Source organism: Ruficoccus amylovorans (genome assembly GCF_014230085.1).
Classification (GTDB): Bacteria; Verrucomicrobiota; Verrucomicrobiia; order Opitutales; family Cerasicoccaceae; genus Ruficoccus; species Ruficoccus amylovorans.
Window position 1 is genome coordinate 28,344 of record NZ_JACHVB010000060.1, and the last position, 15,656, is coordinate 43,999.

The window sequence follows — 15,656 nt, forward strand, 5'->3', positions numbered from 1 at the left end:
GGGGAGGTGCGATTGACCGGCGGGGTTAAAATCCAAACGAACCGGTGTTCTCACAAAGACGTTTAAGATGCGGACCACCGTACCAGTACAGGAGTTCGACATGGTCAAAAACGTAGAATTCCCGCCGGTGAGATGCAACGCCACTCGCAAGACGAGTATTTAACATTTTCAAACCACCACGGATGATGATTATGCCTGCCAGCCTTGGCTGCCTTCGTCAATCTCACCGCTCCCATCAACTGTAAAAGCCCGGGCGGGCGCAGACACTTTTTCGACGGCGAGGTCTCCCCGGTTTAACTGATTCACACACACGCAATGGATGCCCGGTCCAGACATACAAGCCCCCGCCTCTTCTCTGACCACCCGATCGGCCACGTCCAGACCGCACATTGGAGGTTCGTTTTCGTTAAGCAAACGTCCCCTCTGCGGTATTGTCATTGGATTCAGGAGGATGCCATAGTTGGCAACATCGGCATCGTATTACCTCACCGGCGCCGTGTTCGTTTCTCTTGCAGTATCTTTCGTTGGAAACCCCAACCTGTTGTTTTCCCATTTACCCATGAAACTCTCTTCGCATACCCCCGTCTGCGGGCGAAAGACCGCCTTTTCATTGATCGAACTACTGACCGTCATCGCCGTTGTCGGGATCCTCTCTGCCATTGTGGTTGCGATGGTCGGAGGCATCCGGGACAAGGCCACGCTCGTCAACGACTTGAGTAAGCTCAAGCAGATTCAATCGCTGGTCTCTCTGTACGCGGTGGACCACAACGGCGACCTGCCGGACGTGGACGGGCGAATAAGCAAAAGCACACTCAGGTGGCGCTGGTACGGCACCGAATACAGCCAGGGGCAGGAGACCACCCACCGCTCCCCTCTCATGGACTACGCCAACATAAACGACGTTCACGAGTTTAACAAAATAACGATCCCCACCCGCAACCTCAGCGACGCAATGGCAGCAGGCACCGAAACGGTGAATGCGACAGAAGGTGCTTACGGCTATCCCTTCGTCGTCAATTATCTGCTGATGTCCAACACCATCGGAACCCCCTCGGGTAATTACAACCTTATCCCGAATCCGAGCCGGACCTTGTTGATGACAGGCTCCAACCCGAACACCTGGGGGCCCGGTTTCTACAAAAACCAGGGACTGAACCGGATCGGAGGCATCAACGATTCGACCGTTCCTGTCGTCTGGGCCGACGGACACACCTCCGTTGTTACGCTTACGGATATAAAGGACAATGTAAATAACTGGATATTGCTGGAGCAATAAATTGTTCGGCGTCCGCTGACCGTGTCCACGCGAAGCCCTGCACACAAGCGCGAGTTGGTGCAAACGTTGGTGTCGCAGGGCAGATGTTCAGCGCGGGCGGCTTGCCGTCACTTTGGGTTGCACCGCAGCACGTTTGGCTACCAGGCGAGGGATGCCGCGCCTTGGTTGGTAAAGTTGCGTGGGGCTTTGCGTCGCAAGAGCAAGAGTATCCCGAGTTGGGCTACCCCAAGATCACGCGTCTGCTCAAACGTGACGGTTGGGACGTAGGCAAACGACTGGTGCAGCGTCTGCGCCAGGAGATGGGTGCCCATTCTTGGGCAGCTCTATCCCGCGCTTGAGGCAGCGTTTGCGGATAGCCTGGTCTGACACCCCGAGATCATCGGCCAGACGAGACAATGGCTTTTCCCAGACCAGCACCTTAAGGTCCGAGTCGGAGGGCCATACGACGCCGTGGATGATCCCTCGTCAGGTGCATTACCTGTACTGCGATATTAGCTTGAAAACAACGTTGCATTTCAAGTGGGTATGACTAGAGTACCCGGCAATGTTTGAATACGACCCCAACAAGAGCCAAGGCAACAAGCTCAAGCACGGCGTTGACTTTGCAGAGGCTCAAGCGTTGTGGGAAGACAGAGATGCAATTGTCGTTTCAACCTCTCATACGTCCGAACCTCGTAAGGCCCTGATTGCCCGACTGAAGGGTAAGGTGTGGATCGCGATTTTCACGATGAGAGGCCGAAAAATCCGCATTATCTCAGTACGCCGAGCCAGAACAAACGAAGAAAGACACTATCATGAAAGCCAAGAAAATCTCAGTTGAGGAGTTTGACCGCCGTTTTGATGACGGAGAAGACATCAGCGAACACCTGGATTGGTCAACCGCCCGTCGCCTGCATGGAGGCAAGCGCGAAGGGGCAGGACGTAAATCCAGTGGCCGTCACCCCTATACGATTCGATTGAAACCGCAGATTCACGCAAAATTCCAGCAACGGGCGAGGAAAAAGGGCATCAGCCTCTCGGAGTACATTGAGGAACTCGTAAAGGATTGAAGATTCAACCGGGAGTCGGTAGAAGTTAATCCAAGCTTGAAAACAGGGGTCGTTTCAAATCGAGAATTCTAGTAAAAATATAGTAACGTCGCACTCAATCCCAGATAAATACTAACTATAATCGAGCTTCCCAAGCTTGAGACGAGGGTTCGACTCCATCCGCCCGCACCACGCTTTTTAAGGTCAAAATCGCTGATTTAAAGGCACTTAAAGGTCATTTTGGGGATTTTTCAGAACAGTTCCTTGGTTTCTTCCGGGCTTGTGCGTCCGGCGACATCATACTCAACGGTGTTTCGCTTGCTGCGGCAACTGTCCAGATAACCCGCGTCATCCTTTCGGTCCGTTCCCAGCACCAGCTGCAATGCCTGTAGGGTGCGGTGGTGTGCCAGATACATTTCCGGGCGGTAGCCTTCTGCGTAGAGAAGGATCGTGCAGAGCTTCAAGGCCGCATTGTAGGCGATGCCGAACTGCCAGTCGGAACTGAGCCTTGCTGTTTGCGCGTCAGCCAGGTCACGCTCAACGATGGCCAATAAGTCCGCAATTTGCTGACGGTTTGTTGCATGAGGCCGCAACCACCCGTTTTTATGCCAATTTTGAGAGCTCGTCGTCACTGTCTATAATCCACCGCTTGGGCTTGGTTGTCACCTCCGTAATGTAGGCATCCCTCGCCCGCAACTTCTCTGGATAGGACTGAAGAGAGATCGCGTTGGGGTTGATTTCCCCACCGAGCGTTGCCGACAGTGGCCGGAGGCGGGGAGCCAGCCGGTTGTTTTCAGTGCAATGCTGTGTAATTCGGGGTACAGGGGATGCTCCGGGTTTGCCCTGAAATAGAGCCGATTGCCGTCTCTTTTCTAAAGCACAAGGCCAGCCTCCCGCATGTGGGCGATTTCCCGTTGAATGGTACCAACGGCTAAATGGCTCAATCGTGCGAGGTCACGCAAGTGCAGCGACTGGCCCGTGTCCGCAAAAAGCAGCCTCCGTAACTCAGCCCTGACTTTCGGAAAAATCTGTTAAACTCAATCCCTCAGATAAAAGGCTGCCTGTGGATCTTTGGGAGTACGTTGATCGGGCGGGGTATCAAACTGCCCCCAAACGGGCACTGGCAGCGGGTGCGGGGCAGGTAACGGTGTATTCATGGCCCAGCACGCGAGTGCGACGCCCAATAATGTCAGGAAGTGTACGATCATGTTCTGTTCAGTCAGCGTTCATGAAGGGAAGCCTAAGCCGTGTCTTCAAATTCCTTTCCGGGGCCATTCGTCTTGGGATTGGAAAAGATGGTCAACCCTTCGACGTTTTCCCGCCTTGAGCGCTGAATCAACGACAGCGCCACCGCAAAGCAGACCATGAAGCTCACCACGACCGCTGTCACCATGTAGGGGTGGATTTTAACCCCGAAGAGCGGCGGCACCACCTCCATCTGCACCAGCACCAGATAAACATTCAGCACCAGCGCACACCAGAACGCTTTCCAGAGGATGCGGCGGTTGACGCGTGGCGCGAAGAACCCCAGCAGGAAGAACCCCGGCACGACCCCGCCGATCATCCCCAACACCCGCTGCGAGTAGTCCATGAAACTCTCCTTGGTCGAGAAGGCGAAGACAAAGCCAAGCACGAACATGATAAGCGCGGCCAGCGCAGTCATCAGGCGTGCCGTGCGCTTGTAAAAGGCGTCGCTGCGGTTCTTGAGCAGATACGGACGGATAATGTCCGAAGTCGCTACCGTGGCAAAGGCGTTGAGTCCCGCGCTGAGCGACCCCATCGCCGCCGACAGGATGCCCGCGATGACGAAGCTGTTCAGCCCGGTCGGCATGCGCGTCAGGATAAAGTGCGGCAGCACTTCGTCCGCCGACAGCCCCGCCACTGCCGGGTCCGGCACGAGCTTGTAGAAAACGAACATCGTCGTGCCGATGAAAAAGAAAAAGGCCCAGGTCGGCAGGCACAGCAACGCGCTCAGCCAACCGGCGCGGCGGGCTTCCCGCAGGTCTTTGGCCGCGAGAAAGCGCTGGATCTGTACCTGGTCGGAGGTGTACATCGTGATCCAGCCAAAGGTGCCGATAATCATCATGCTCCAGAACGTGCGCTCGCTCACATCCCACTCAATCGCGCCGAGGCTGAACTTGTCATACTCCCCCGCTACACGGAAGACCTCCGGCAAGCCACCGGGGATGTCCAGCAGCATCACCACCAGCACAGCGAATCCCCCCAGATACAGGATAATTCCCTGCACCGCGTCCGTCCAGATAACCGCCTCAATACCGCCGAGAATGGTGTACACCGTACAAAAAGCCCCGGCCACAATAATGACCCAGGCAATCGGCACGCCCGTCATCATGTGCAGCGGAATCGACATCAGGTAAATGACCGCCCCCAGCCGGAACCCCTGCCCGACCAGCGACATGATGGCTCCGTAGAGCCGGGCGCTTCGCCCGAAGCGGGCGTTCAGGTACTCGTAGGCCGTGGTCTTGGTCGCCTTGCTGCGGAAGAAGGGAATGATCAGCCACACCGCCAGGGCAGCCACCACCAGGATCGACAGATTCGGCGTGAACTGCCGCCAGTCCAGCACGTAGGCCGCCGCCGGCATGGCCAGGAACGTGACCGAGCTGATCATGGCGGAAATCATCGACAGGCCCAGCACCCAGGTGGGGATGTTGCGGTTGCCGATGAAGTAGCCCATCGTGGTCTTTGTGCGTCGGGAGAAAAAGACACCGATTCCCAGCATGGAGACAAAGTACAGGACCATGATGGCCAGATTGACGGGTTCGAGCAGAAAACTGTTCATGAAAGCGGTTGGATAGAGGCTAAACGTTGGGAAGGGTTGGAAAAACTAGAAACAAGTGTCCTCTGCCGCACAGCTCACGCTGTCGGAAAAAAGATAGATGCCGGAAACCGGAGAGGTTAGGCCAGCGCGGTGGATTCGCGGAGGATGAGGTCGCCCTCACTCAGCAGGTGCATGCCGCTTTGGTACTTCATTCCGCGGTCAAGCGTGGCGATAATTTCGCTGGCTGCCTGGCGGGCCAGGTCGAAGAAAGGCAACTGCACGGTGGAGAGCGACGGGCGGCAGGTCTGGCTGATGACGGCGTCCCCGAAGCCCATCAGGCCGATGTCTTCGGGAATCTTCAGCCGGAGGTTCCTGGCCGCTTCCAGCACGGCCACGGCGACATCGTCGCTTGAGGCCATGATGGCCCGCGGCCGCCGTGCGGCGAGCACTTCTTCCAGCGCTTCGGGCGGCAGGCTGTCGTTCTCGATCGGCAGGCGATGGAAGCGGTTCTCGTCCGAGTCCAGCGCTTGCTGGCGCAGTGCCTGGGCAAAGCCTTCGCGCCGCAGCTTCATGCAGACCAGGCTGGAAAGGTTGCGGTTTTCGACGTAGATCACTTCACCGCCGAACTGCCGGATGAGGTACTCCCCGGCCAGGCAGGTGAGCCGGCGGTTGTCCGCGTCTATGGCGCGAAAGCGGATGTGCGAATCGTACGTCCCAAGCGCGATGACCGGCATTTTCTTCGCCATCGTTTCCAGGATTTTTTTCGCCTGCGCACCGGGGTCGATAAAGATCAGGCCGTCGAGGAGGTCCTCGTTAAAATTGACCGGCATCTGCGCCGATTCCGGCGACTGGTCGTATTTGTGAATGACCAGATCGTAACCCTGAAACTCCGGCAACGCGAAAATCCCCGAAAGCAGAATATGGGAAATGGAGGTAATGACAGACACCGGCGCCACCCCCTCGACCTGCCTCACCCGCCGCGCCGGGATGGCCAGCCCGATCAGCCGCGTGCGGCTGGAGGCGATGGCTCGCGCGAGGCGGTTGGGCTGGTAGCCCAGCAGTTGCGCCGCCGCCTGCACCCGCTCTCTTGTGGCAGGGCGGATGCTGTAGTTACCCGCGCTGTCCCCCAGGATGCGTGAGACGGTGGCCTTGCTCAGGCCGCAGTGCTCGGCCACATCGGAAATGGTCGCACGGGTGTGCTTGAGCGCACGGCGCTTGTCGCCGGTCTTGCCGGAGGCGGAGCGCCTGGTCGTTTTCTTCGCTGGCATGAATTCAGGTTGTCTGAAAATGTCGGAGGGTTGTGGATTAAACATGGTGAGATTGAGCCGGAGTTCAACGCATACCTAAGGCGGATTGATTTTTACCCAAAATTATCATGGCCCGTTCCTGAGGTAGCCTTCGACCGCGCCGGTGTAGGTGGTGGGGGAAGGTATCGTGCGCACGCTGCCGTCGCAGAAAAGCACCTTCATCATATCCTTGCCGTGGAACTGGCGCACCCCCGAGCCGATGGCGTAGGTGCCGCCGTTGTAAACGTTGTTGGTGTCGTAGGTCTCCACCAGCAAGGCAGTCTGGCCGGGATTGACGAGCTCGGACAAGCTGATGCCAGTGGCCGAGGGCAGGAAAATCCCCGTGTAATAACCGACCACCACCGGATTGATCGAGTAGGAGCGGACCTGCTTCCCGACCGGACGCTCGACCTCGTCCGACGGGTCGGCCACAATCGGGTTGTAGGTCGGGAAGCCGTCCACCCGCTCATCCGAAAGCATGCTCAGGGCAACCGCATCCCACTGCCAGGTGATCCCCCGCTCGGAGACGGTGAGCAGGTTCGGGAAATGCAGCTTGTTAGCCTCGGCGTAGAGGAAAATAGCGCTTCCCAACTGCCGCATGTTCGAAGCCCCGACCGTGTCGTTGACCGTCTTCTTTACCTTGCCCGCCACCACAAATACAATTGAGGCCACGACCGAGATGATCGCGATCACGACGAGAGATTCGAGCAGCGTGAATCCGTCGCGTCGGCGGGTGTTTTTTACAGGGCTTGGGAGCATGCGAATATGGGGCACATCGGGATAGACGAAAAAGCACCAGAAGTCAGTTTTTCAAATAGTTCGCCACGGCCTCGGAACGAGTTTTGGGAGCTTCGACATTACGCACGCTGCCGTCGCAGAAGAGGATGTTGACCGTCTCGCCGTGGGTCGCCAGCTCGCCCGCCCCCACGAAGTGCGACCCCGAGTTGTAGGTGTTCAACGTCTGGTGCTTCTCCACCAGCATGGCGGTACGGGCCGGGTTTATCAGCGAATCGATGCGCATGCCCTTGTTCGGCTCGGAGTCCGCGCCGTATCCGGAGAACTCCGGCGGCGCGCTGCCGGAGACGTAGTTGATGAGCACCGGGTTGAGCGAGTAGGAGCGCGGGATGTCCGCCTTCGCCGGGTCGCGCTCGTAGGCATCCGCCGGGCAGTAGAGAATGTCGCTGTAGGGCGGCAGCTCCTTGCTGTAGGACAGGCGTGTGCTTTCCGTCGCATCGCCCAGCATGCTGAGGATGCACGCATCCCAGAACCACGTGACCCCGGATTTCGGCTGATTGTGCGAGTCGGGAAAACGCCCGCTATTATCATTCACGTACAGGAACATCCCCCCACCAAGTTGTCTGAGATTTGAGGCACAGGTGGCTGTCTGCGCGGTCTGGCGGATGTGCCCGACGGCCGAAAAGATGATCGCCGCCAACACCGCGATCACGCTGATAACCGCCAGCAACTCGATCAGGCTGAACCCGCGCGCCCCCGCCCTGCCCATGCTCGCACCAGGTACAAACCAAGCGCTGTCGGTCAGGTTCGGGAACGCCTCGCCGTCCGGGCATACGGCCCCCGGGCGCAGGCTGGTGGTTAAATAACTGGGGGTTGGGGCAAACATCGGGGTGGTGAAATTCGGGGTAATCAGTGTGTCGAGAAAGCGCTAGGGTTTCTGAAGTGCGGGCACGGACTGGCGAGCCTGCGCGAGATAATCGTCTTCGTGTTTTTGCCAGAGGGCCGCCAGTTCGTGCAGCTTTTCCGGCTCGGTTCCGGCCAGGTCATGTTGCTCGCCCCGGTCGGTCTTCAGGTGGTAGAGTTCCCACGGGCTGCCCGCTCCCCTTGCGACCAGCTTCCAGTCGCCAACGCGGAGGGCGCGATTGTCCATATGATGAAAGTATATCTCCCGCTGCGCATCGCCGGAGTCATTCTCCAGCACCGGCAACAGGCTTTGCCCCGGCAGGGCCGGAGCGAGCAGGCCATTCCATTCCGGAATGGGCTCGGCACCGGCGATCTCAAGGATTGTCGGCAGCAGATCGACCAGATGGCCCGGCGTATTTCGCAGTCCGCCCCGGGCCTTTAACCCCGCTGGCCAGCGGACAATGAGCGGCGTGGCTACCCCGCCCTCATGGACGAAAGACTTGTGCAGACGGAAGGGCGTATTCGAGGCGCTGGCCCAACCCGGTCCCAGGCACAGGAATGTGCCCGGAGCCCCCATCCTGCGGTTCTTGTCGTGCGGCACCGGCAGGCGAAGCTCGGCGCTGGAGCCGTTGTCCGAAGCAAAGATCACCACGGTGTTTTCCTCCGCTCCCATGGCGCGCACCTGCTCCAGCACGCGGTCGATCTCGTGGTCCATCCGGGTAATCATGCCCGCGTAGATCTCCATCTTACGCGCCTGGAAGTCTCGTTGTTCCGCCGTCAATGATTCCCACGGCACAGCACGGGCAACCTCGCCGGGGCCGTATTCATCCAAAAGCTCTTCCTCCGACATATTCCACGCCGGGAAGGTGTCCGGCTCCAGCGGCGGCAAGTCATTGTCTGCGATCCCGAGCGCCCGCAAAGCTTGCAGGCGTTCCGTCCGCAACACATCCCAGCCCGCGTCATACCGTCCCCTGTACGGGGTGATGTCCTCCTCGGACGCGTGCAGCGGATGGTGCGGAGCGGTGAAACACAGGTAGAGAAAAAAAGGATCGGCGGGATGTTCGCGCTCATGCTCCTTGAGAAAACCGATGGCGGCATCGGCAACGGGAGCCGAGATGTGCGTCTGGTCGCCCTTCACAGGAGGAGCGGTCCGCTTGGGAGGTCCGAGGTTGTACGACAGGTCAAAGCCTCCATCATCGACCGGGTCCGGCGCTCCGATCACGTGCCATTTACCGGCATGGTAGCTACGATAGCCCAATGGCTTGAGATAGTGCGGCAGCAGGCGGGCCCAGGACGGGATATTCCCCTGCGGGGGATCGCTGCGGATTTCCTGCGCATAGTAGCCGCTCATCAGGGTCGCCCGCGAGGGCCAGCAACGTCCGTTGGAATAAAACTGCGTGAAGCGCACCCCCTCGTCGGCGAGCCCATCGATCGCTGGAGTAGAAATCTCACCGCCATAGCACCCCGCGTCCGAAAAGCCCATATCATCGACCAGAATGACGAGGAAGCTTGGCAACGCCGGTTCCTCACGGGCCGGAGTCAGCGCGCAGACCTGCTGCGCCGTCGTCACCCCGATTGCCAGCACGAGCAGCCACAGCATACCCGTGCCCCGGAAGCAGCCACTCACCTTGTCCGGAGCGGCAGCCCGCCCCTTCCGAAACCGCCCCCGGCGCGGCCTCCCGTCCGTCCAGAGGAAGAAGGGAAGCGCCAGGGAAACGGTGCGGAAGATCAGCGACATGGGAACAGGCATCAAGGTTAATACGGGCGGACGAGGGATCAGTTCCGGCCAGTCGCCGTCATCCGGCGACGGTAAACAAGCACCGCCAGCACGGCGAGGCTTCCCAGTATCCAGGCGGACGCGGCCTCGGGGATGGCGGACACGGCGAACTCGCCGTCATAGTCGATCACGGCCCAGACTTCGCCAGTCTCGGAATCGACGCCATAGGTTCCCAGCGCGTAGTGTTCACCGGGGTCGTAGGCACCCTCGACAAAAGTGGGTGTCCCGCCCGTGACGGAGACCGCCTTGACCCAGGAAGTCCCGTTCCAGTACACCAGGAAATTATCCGTCCCGGCACCGTTGATGATGAACTGAAGCACAAACGTGTCCGCCCCCGAGCCCGTGAGAGTCAGAATGTCGCTGAGCAGTTGCGGGTCCGAAGCGCTCCGGAACGAGCCCTTGATATTGCGCGTGGCCGAGGCCGTGCCGTCAATCAACTCCGCGGTGGTTGCGATCCCGCCGGTAAGGTCGGAGGTCAGCGAATAACCGGCAAACGACTGGCCCGCCGCGCGGATCAGCCCGTAGTAGGAGTCTGCGCTGCGCGTAATGACCTTGTTCGTGATGAGGTCTTCGCCATTGCGGATGTTGACTTGCAGGTTGCCTCCGGTCAGCAGGACATCGCCGCTGCCCAGCGGGGTGTTGCCCGAGGTGGCGCTGACCACCGCATTGAGCAGGCCGCCCTGCACTTCGGTACCTCCGGAGTAGGTGCTGCTGTGGAAAGTGAGAACCTGCGTGCCTTCGCCGCGCTTGACCAGCTTCATGACCCCGCCGACGCCGTCGGCCGCCTGCAGGTAAGCGGAGTAGGTCTTACCAGCGTCCGTGTCGATAACCAGCGTCGCCGTGTTTGTGCCGGAGGTCGGCGCAAAGGCCGACGCACGCATCTGACCGATGCTCGCGGTGTTGATCCCCTTGACATTGATGGTGCGGTCCTTGGCCTCCCCTCCCATCGACGCAATCAGATAGACGAACTGGTTATAGCCGGTGGTCACACCGTCGTAGGTAAGCTCGCCGAGGTTGGTTTCGCCCTCGACGTTCAGGAAGACGGAGCTGTTCCCAAGCCCCGCTCCACTGCCGTGGAGCGTCAGCCCGTTGCTAATGTTCAGCGACGACAGCGCCTGCGCATCCGACTGGTTGTAGCCAAAAAAGACCGAGTTCTGGCTCGCACCCGAAGCAAGCGCGGCACTGTTGAAAACAACCGTGTCAATGTTCAACGCCAACGTACCGGAGCCGCTGGTAAAGATCATGTCCCCCGAGCCGCTTTTGGTAAAAGTGTCGGTGACATTAAAAGTCTTGGCGCTGATTTCACCGTTTTTGGTCGCGGTGATTTTCCAGGCCGGATCGACGATCAGGTTCTCGATCGTGGTGACTTCGCTGACGAGGTTGATGTTGTAAGCCGTCGTCGTGGTGGCACTGGTCATCACCGTGTCACCCGCGCCGGGGACGCCATCGGGGTCCCAGTTGCCGTTATTAGAGGTGAGCCAGTTGGTGTTCGCCGTCTTGATGAACGTGTAGGTTTCCGCCTGGGTCACGAGCGCCAGCCCGGCGGAAAGGGCGAGAGCAAGGGATAACTTTTTCTTCATAGCTGGTAGGAGTTTGAGGTGTAAAAAATACGAGAACGCAGAGTGATACGTCAGGAGGATGGCAGCTCGACCGGCTCCTCGCGCATGGGGGTCGCGACAACACCGGGTACAGGCCCGAGCTCGCGCATGAACGTCTCCAGTTCCCGAACCGAGGGTAGCTGCCGCTCCTTCAGCCCCGGCGCGAGAACGTCGGCGCAATGTTTGCGTGCATGCAGTCCCAGCGGAACGCCGCGCAGCGCGAGGTAATGCTTGGCGGTGGACGGGTAAGCATCGCCCTCGATCAGTGAGGGCTCATGGCTCATAATAAAGTCCAGCACCCGCTGAGCCCGCACCGGGTCTGCCGCGTACCCCGCGCATAGCCACGAGTAAAGCTCGGGGAAGAAGTTCGAGCCGATCCCGCAGTACCCCGCGACGCCACGCTCCAGCGTCGAAAGCAGCGAGGGCATGTGCGCGTTGAAAATCGCCAGCGGCGTCCCTTCACTCAGGAGGACGCGCCGGGCCACGCGCTCGGCGTCGCAGCAAGTGTCCTTGAAAAACGTCACCTGACCACTATGCGCCAGACGCGCGAATGCCTCGTCCCCGATCAAACGGTGGTAAGGCAACGGAGCCTCGTAGAGCCCAACCGGTACCGGCAGCACCTCGGCCGTGGCCAGCGTGCGCTCGGCCAGCACATCATCCGATTCATCCTCAGACACCAGTGTCGAACAGGTAAAGACAACGACATCCACACCGAGCGCCGCCACCCGCCGGGCCCGCTCCTCATAGGCCGTGAGCGAATCGCACTTACCCAACGAAGCGACCACCGGCACCCGCCCTGCGGCCAGTTCCACCGCCTCCTTCACCAGCCGGAGTATCTCCGGCTCGCTCAGGTAGTCCATCTCGCTGGAGTGGCAAACCGCGAACAGTCCGGCCACGCCGCTATCCAGGTAAAAACGGAGCAGCGCACGGTAGGCCGTCCAATCCACCTCGCCTGCGGCGGTGAAAGGCGTCAGCACGACCGGCCAGTTCCCGCCAGGCAGGCGTTGCCGGGCACAGGCGCGGACTGGCCCGGGTGAGTCATTTGATTGGTTCGGCATATCAGTCTTTTCTGTCGCCGCCGCTGGAGCGGGAGGGCGGGTTTATTTTCAGCAAATGGTTAACGATCTGAAGGCTTCGCGGCGGGTTGTTCAGGGCTGGAGGCTCCCCGCTCCGGCAGATTTTTTTACGGGTGTGCCGTTGGAGACTTCGAGCGCGACTTTGGCCGTGGCCGTCTGCCCGTCGATGTAGGTCGCCACAGCAGCCAGCTCGTAGAGTCCGTCCGGCACCGTCCGCGAATCCCAGGTGGAGTCGTCTCCGAACGCCACGTACGGCGGCAGGCTCTCGGTCGCGAGGTATTCGCCGTTGAGGTAAAATTTGACCGTGGCCACGCCGCCCGTTCCGGCGTCCACTTCGATCCGCACCTCGCCACTCACCGGCTCGCCCGGTTTCGGCGATGTGAAGCGCACATACCGTGGCCCCTTGCGCCCCTTTTGCAGCAGCGTCTCCACCGGCAGCCATTGCAGCGGCAGCTTCGCATCCTCGACACGCACCGGAAGTTCCCCCGCCGGGAGTTGGCCGAAATTCAGCAGCGCAACCGCTTCGCCATCCTCGGCGCGGGCGGCGAATTCCTCCGCCGTAAAAATCGGAAACGTGCGGCGGTTAAGATAGTCATTCGCATAGTAGGCCACACGCCCCGACTCGACGCCGTGGAAAAGGTCGGGCTTACCGTCGCCGTTCCAGTCCACCAGACAGGGACCGCCGTTGTGCCACTGGTCGTGGCCGTCCGATCCGGTCCACTCCGCCATGCGCCCACCACCGGTACGCATCGGTGAGACCTCAAAACGCGGCGCATTCGCCTCGCCCACATTTTTCCCCAGCAAGAACGCGCCCCCGCCCTCGTAGTAACTGGAAAACCCGACCAGGATGTCCGCCTTACCGTCGCCGTCGATGTCTCCAACCGTGATGTTCGAGCGCCCGCTGACGCCCGCCGGTTTGGTCCGCGCGTTGATCTTCACCGGCTTGCCTCCGGCATCCAGCATGGGCTCGATGCGCGTCACCGCACCGGGTTTTTCTTTGGAAAGGTGCAGCATGACGAGGTTGCCCTCGGCATTGAGCACGAGCAGTTCGGGATAGCCGTCACCGGTCCAGTCATAGACGCCGGGCGCATTGCGCCAAGGGGTGGTGACCTCCTGCCCCTGGTAGGTGAACGCCTGCAACTCGTCCGCGAAAACGGGCTCGCCCGTTTCCCCGAAATTCTCAAACCACCCCAAGCGCCCCAGGCTGTCGTTCACGATCAGGTCCGCCTGGCCATTGCCGGTCAGATCCCAAGCCGCGCCGGAGAGGTAGCCCCAGTTCCATTCCGCCGGACCCTGCACCGGGTGCTCCGCCCCGACCGAACGCGCCGTCAGCAAAATCGGGTCGCCGCTCTCCGTCGTGACCGCGACCGGCGCCTGCCAACGCGGCTGCTCCGGCGTCCCGGTATTGCGGAAGAACAACAACCGTCCGTTGACATCGCCCATGAGCAAATCGGCCACGCCATCGCCGTCAAAGTCAGTCACCCACACCACCGGGCTGTCCGCCGCGACCAGCGGCCCGCCCTTTTGCGTCAAAACCTGCGGCGACGAAAAACGCAACACGCCACCCTCACCGGTCTCGTTGGTAAACAGCCAGCAGGCACCCGACCACGCCGTAACCAGCAGGTCAGGACGACCATCGCCATTCCAGTCCGTCACCGTCGGCTTGAGCCCCATGTCCCCGGAGCCCTGAGGGCGCTCCATAAAGATGTCGAACGGGACATAGAATGGCTCGACCACGCCCGCCCCGAGATCGGAGCGGTTGAGCAGGATGAGCAGGTCATCGCGGGCCGAGCCCACGACGAGATCCGGCAACCCGTTTCCGTTAAAATCCGCCAGCCCGAGGTGCGTCCACGTCGCGTCGTCAATGACCACGGGATGACCATCCGGGGTACTCAGCGTCTGCACTGCCTTGCCCGGCACACGCAAATCAACCGTCGCCGTCACCCCGTCCGTGTAGCCCCCGGCGGGCTTCTTGCGCACCGCCAGCACGGAGGTGTTTCCGCTGCCATCCCAGTCGCCGGAGACTTGCTGCATCAGCCCGGAGGCGGGCAGGTCGTCCGTGGGAAGTTCACGCATGCGCGGGATAAAGACCGGCTCCGTCATCGTGCCGATATTGCGGGCGATGAAGCGCCCGCCGTCTGTGCTGCTGACCATCAAGTCCTGCACGCCGTTACCGTCGGCGTCCACCGGGTCGATGGCGACGCCGGGCCACCCCGCCCACAGCGGAACCACCTGCTCATCATTGTAAGTAAGCAACTCGCCCACGCCCAGCATCCGCTCCAGCGCGAGCGGACGCGGCCCCTCCGGCCCGGCGGCGTTGAAGTAGATTTCATACACAACCGCACCGGGAGCGGAGCGCCACTTGAGCGTGCCGTTACGCAGGTAGCGATCCGCGAGCGTCCCGATTGGCTGGTCGAAGGCGACCGGACAGGCGACCTGCCCGCCATCGGCATCAATGGCCAACACAACCACACTCGACGGATCGACCGGCTCACGACAACCCGCCATCAGGAGCAGTCGTTGAAAGTCAAAATCGGCCCAGACCGGAGCATCTGCCTCATCCGTATCGATCACGCCGCGCAGGCGGTAGGCACGATCCTCTACCCGCCACGGCTCAACCGCCTCACCCGCTACCTCAACCGAAAAATCCTCCGGCACCAGCTCATCCGGCACGAGCCGAAGTTCCTTCACCCGACCAATCCCCGTGCGGCCGCCATAGTTGATGTGCACGATCACTTCGGCCATACCGTCTGGCAGGCGCAGCCGTTTTTCAAAATAAGTCCACTCCGAGTGCGGGTTAAACTCGCGCACGCTTTCGCGGATACCCGCCCCGCCCTGCAAGGCTATCGTCAGCATGGCGTCGCGCTGGTGGTTCCCGCCCTCGACGCGCATCCATCCGCTCAAGCGCCACAAGCCGCCGTTGCGCTCGCGGGGCAGGCGTACCGTACGCATTGCCCGCTTCGCGCCGTTGGAGCTGGTGCCGGACAGGCGGGCCTCCAAATTCACTTCAAGCGCGCCCGGGCCGCTCACCGTCCACAGTTCGCCCGGTTCCGTGCGCCAGCCATAGGGGGCGGCCAGTCCGTCGCCCGAGAGCAAATTCCCGTCATCCGCCCGCAAGGCAGTTGCGAGCATCGACGCGCTCAGCGCTATCAGGAGAAAAAGCGTTCGGCTGGTGATAAACATAAGGGCATACGTTCG

Annotated in this window: 13 protein-coding genes; 4 read left to right on the top strand and 9 right to left on the bottom strand. The window is 60.6% G+C overall.

Translation table 11 applies throughout. The features are described from left to right. The first annotated feature begins 559 nt into the window (after positions 1–559). From H5P28_RS17070 to H5P28_RS17085, 4 genes are all read left to right on the top strand, one after another. Positions 560–1,276: a type II secretion system protein gene (locus H5P28_RS17070; RefSeq protein WP_185676901.1), complete on the top strand. Its 717-nt coding sequence runs from the start codon at positions 560–562 to the stop codon at positions 1,274–1,276. A gap of 83 nt (positions 1,277–1,359) precedes the next feature. Next, positions 1,360–1,614, top strand: a complete 255-nt coding sequence (locus H5P28_RS20165) for an IS3 family transposase (protein WP_185676902.1) — start codon at positions 1,360–1,362, stop codon at positions 1,612–1,614. 206 nt (positions 1,615–1,820) lie between these two features. Continuing rightward, a complete protein-coding gene (locus H5P28_RS17080) occupies positions 1,821–2,096 on the top strand; it encodes a BrnT family toxin (protein WP_185676903.1) in 276 nt (91 codons plus the stop codon). After that, positions 2,071–2,325, top strand: coding sequence for a toxin-antitoxin system HicB family antitoxin (locus tag H5P28_RS17085; protein WP_185677044.1), 255 nt, complete (start codon positions 2,071–2,073; stop codon positions 2,323–2,325). The genes H5P28_RS17080 and H5P28_RS17085 overlap by 26 nt, the downstream gene beginning before the upstream one ends. Before the next feature lie 230 nt (positions 2,326–2,555). Here the strand turns inward: H5P28_RS17085 and H5P28_RS17090 are convergent, their stop codons facing one another. From H5P28_RS17090 to H5P28_RS17130, 9 genes are all read right to left on the bottom strand, one after another. Continuing rightward, entirely contained in the window at positions 2,556–2,936 is a 381-nt protein-coding gene (locus tag H5P28_RS17090; RefSeq protein ID WP_185676904.1) for a hypothetical protein, read from the bottom strand. 608 nt (positions 2,937–3,544) lie between these two features. Beyond that, a complete protein-coding gene (locus H5P28_RS17095; protein WP_185676905.1) occupies positions 3,545–5,104 on the bottom strand; it encodes a sodium:solute symporter family transporter in 1,560 nt (519 codons plus the stop codon). 116 nt (positions 5,105–5,220) lie between these two features. Continuing rightward, entirely contained in the window at positions 5,221–6,351 is a 1,131-nt protein-coding gene (locus H5P28_RS17100; protein ID WP_185676906.1) for a LacI family DNA-binding transcriptional regulator, read from the bottom strand. A 105-nt stretch (positions 6,352–6,456) separates the two neighbouring features. Then, complete coding sequence (locus H5P28_RS17105; protein ID WP_185676907.1) at positions 6,457–7,128, bottom strand: type II secretion system protein; 672 nt, start codon at positions 7,126–7,128, stop codon at positions 6,457–6,459. Positions 7,129–7,171: 43 nt separating this feature from the next. Continuing rightward, positions 7,172–7,990 (bottom strand): type II secretion system protein, encoded by an 819-nt coding sequence (locus tag H5P28_RS17110; protein ID WP_185676908.1) that lies wholly within the window; start codon positions 7,988–7,990, stop codon positions 7,172–7,174. A 42-nt stretch (positions 7,991–8,032) separates the two neighbouring features. Then, on the bottom strand, positions 8,033–9,745 hold the full coding sequence (locus H5P28_RS17115; RefSeq protein WP_185676909.1) for an arylsulfatase: 1,713 nt from the start codon (positions 9,743–9,745) through the stop codon (positions 8,033–8,035). Positions 9,746–9,783: 38 nt separating this feature from the next. Next, entirely contained in the window at positions 9,784–11,364 is a 1,581-nt protein-coding gene (locus H5P28_RS17120) for an autotransporter-associated beta strand repeat-containing protein (protein WP_185676910.1), read from the bottom strand. Between the two features lie 50 nt (positions 11,365–11,414). Next, positions 11,415–12,440 carry a dihydrodipicolinate synthase family protein gene (locus H5P28_RS17125; RefSeq protein ID WP_185676911.1) on the bottom strand — a complete coding sequence of 342 codons (1,026 nt, stop codon included), beginning with the start codon at positions 12,438–12,440 and terminating at the stop codon, positions 11,415–11,417. A 90-nt stretch (positions 12,441–12,530) separates the two neighbouring features. After that, on the bottom strand, positions 12,531–15,641 hold the full coding sequence (locus tag H5P28_RS17130) for an FG-GAP-like repeat-containing protein (RefSeq protein WP_185676912.1): 3,111 nt from the start codon (positions 15,639–15,641) through the stop codon (positions 12,531–12,533). Between the last annotated feature and the right edge of the window lie 15 nt (positions 15,642–15,656).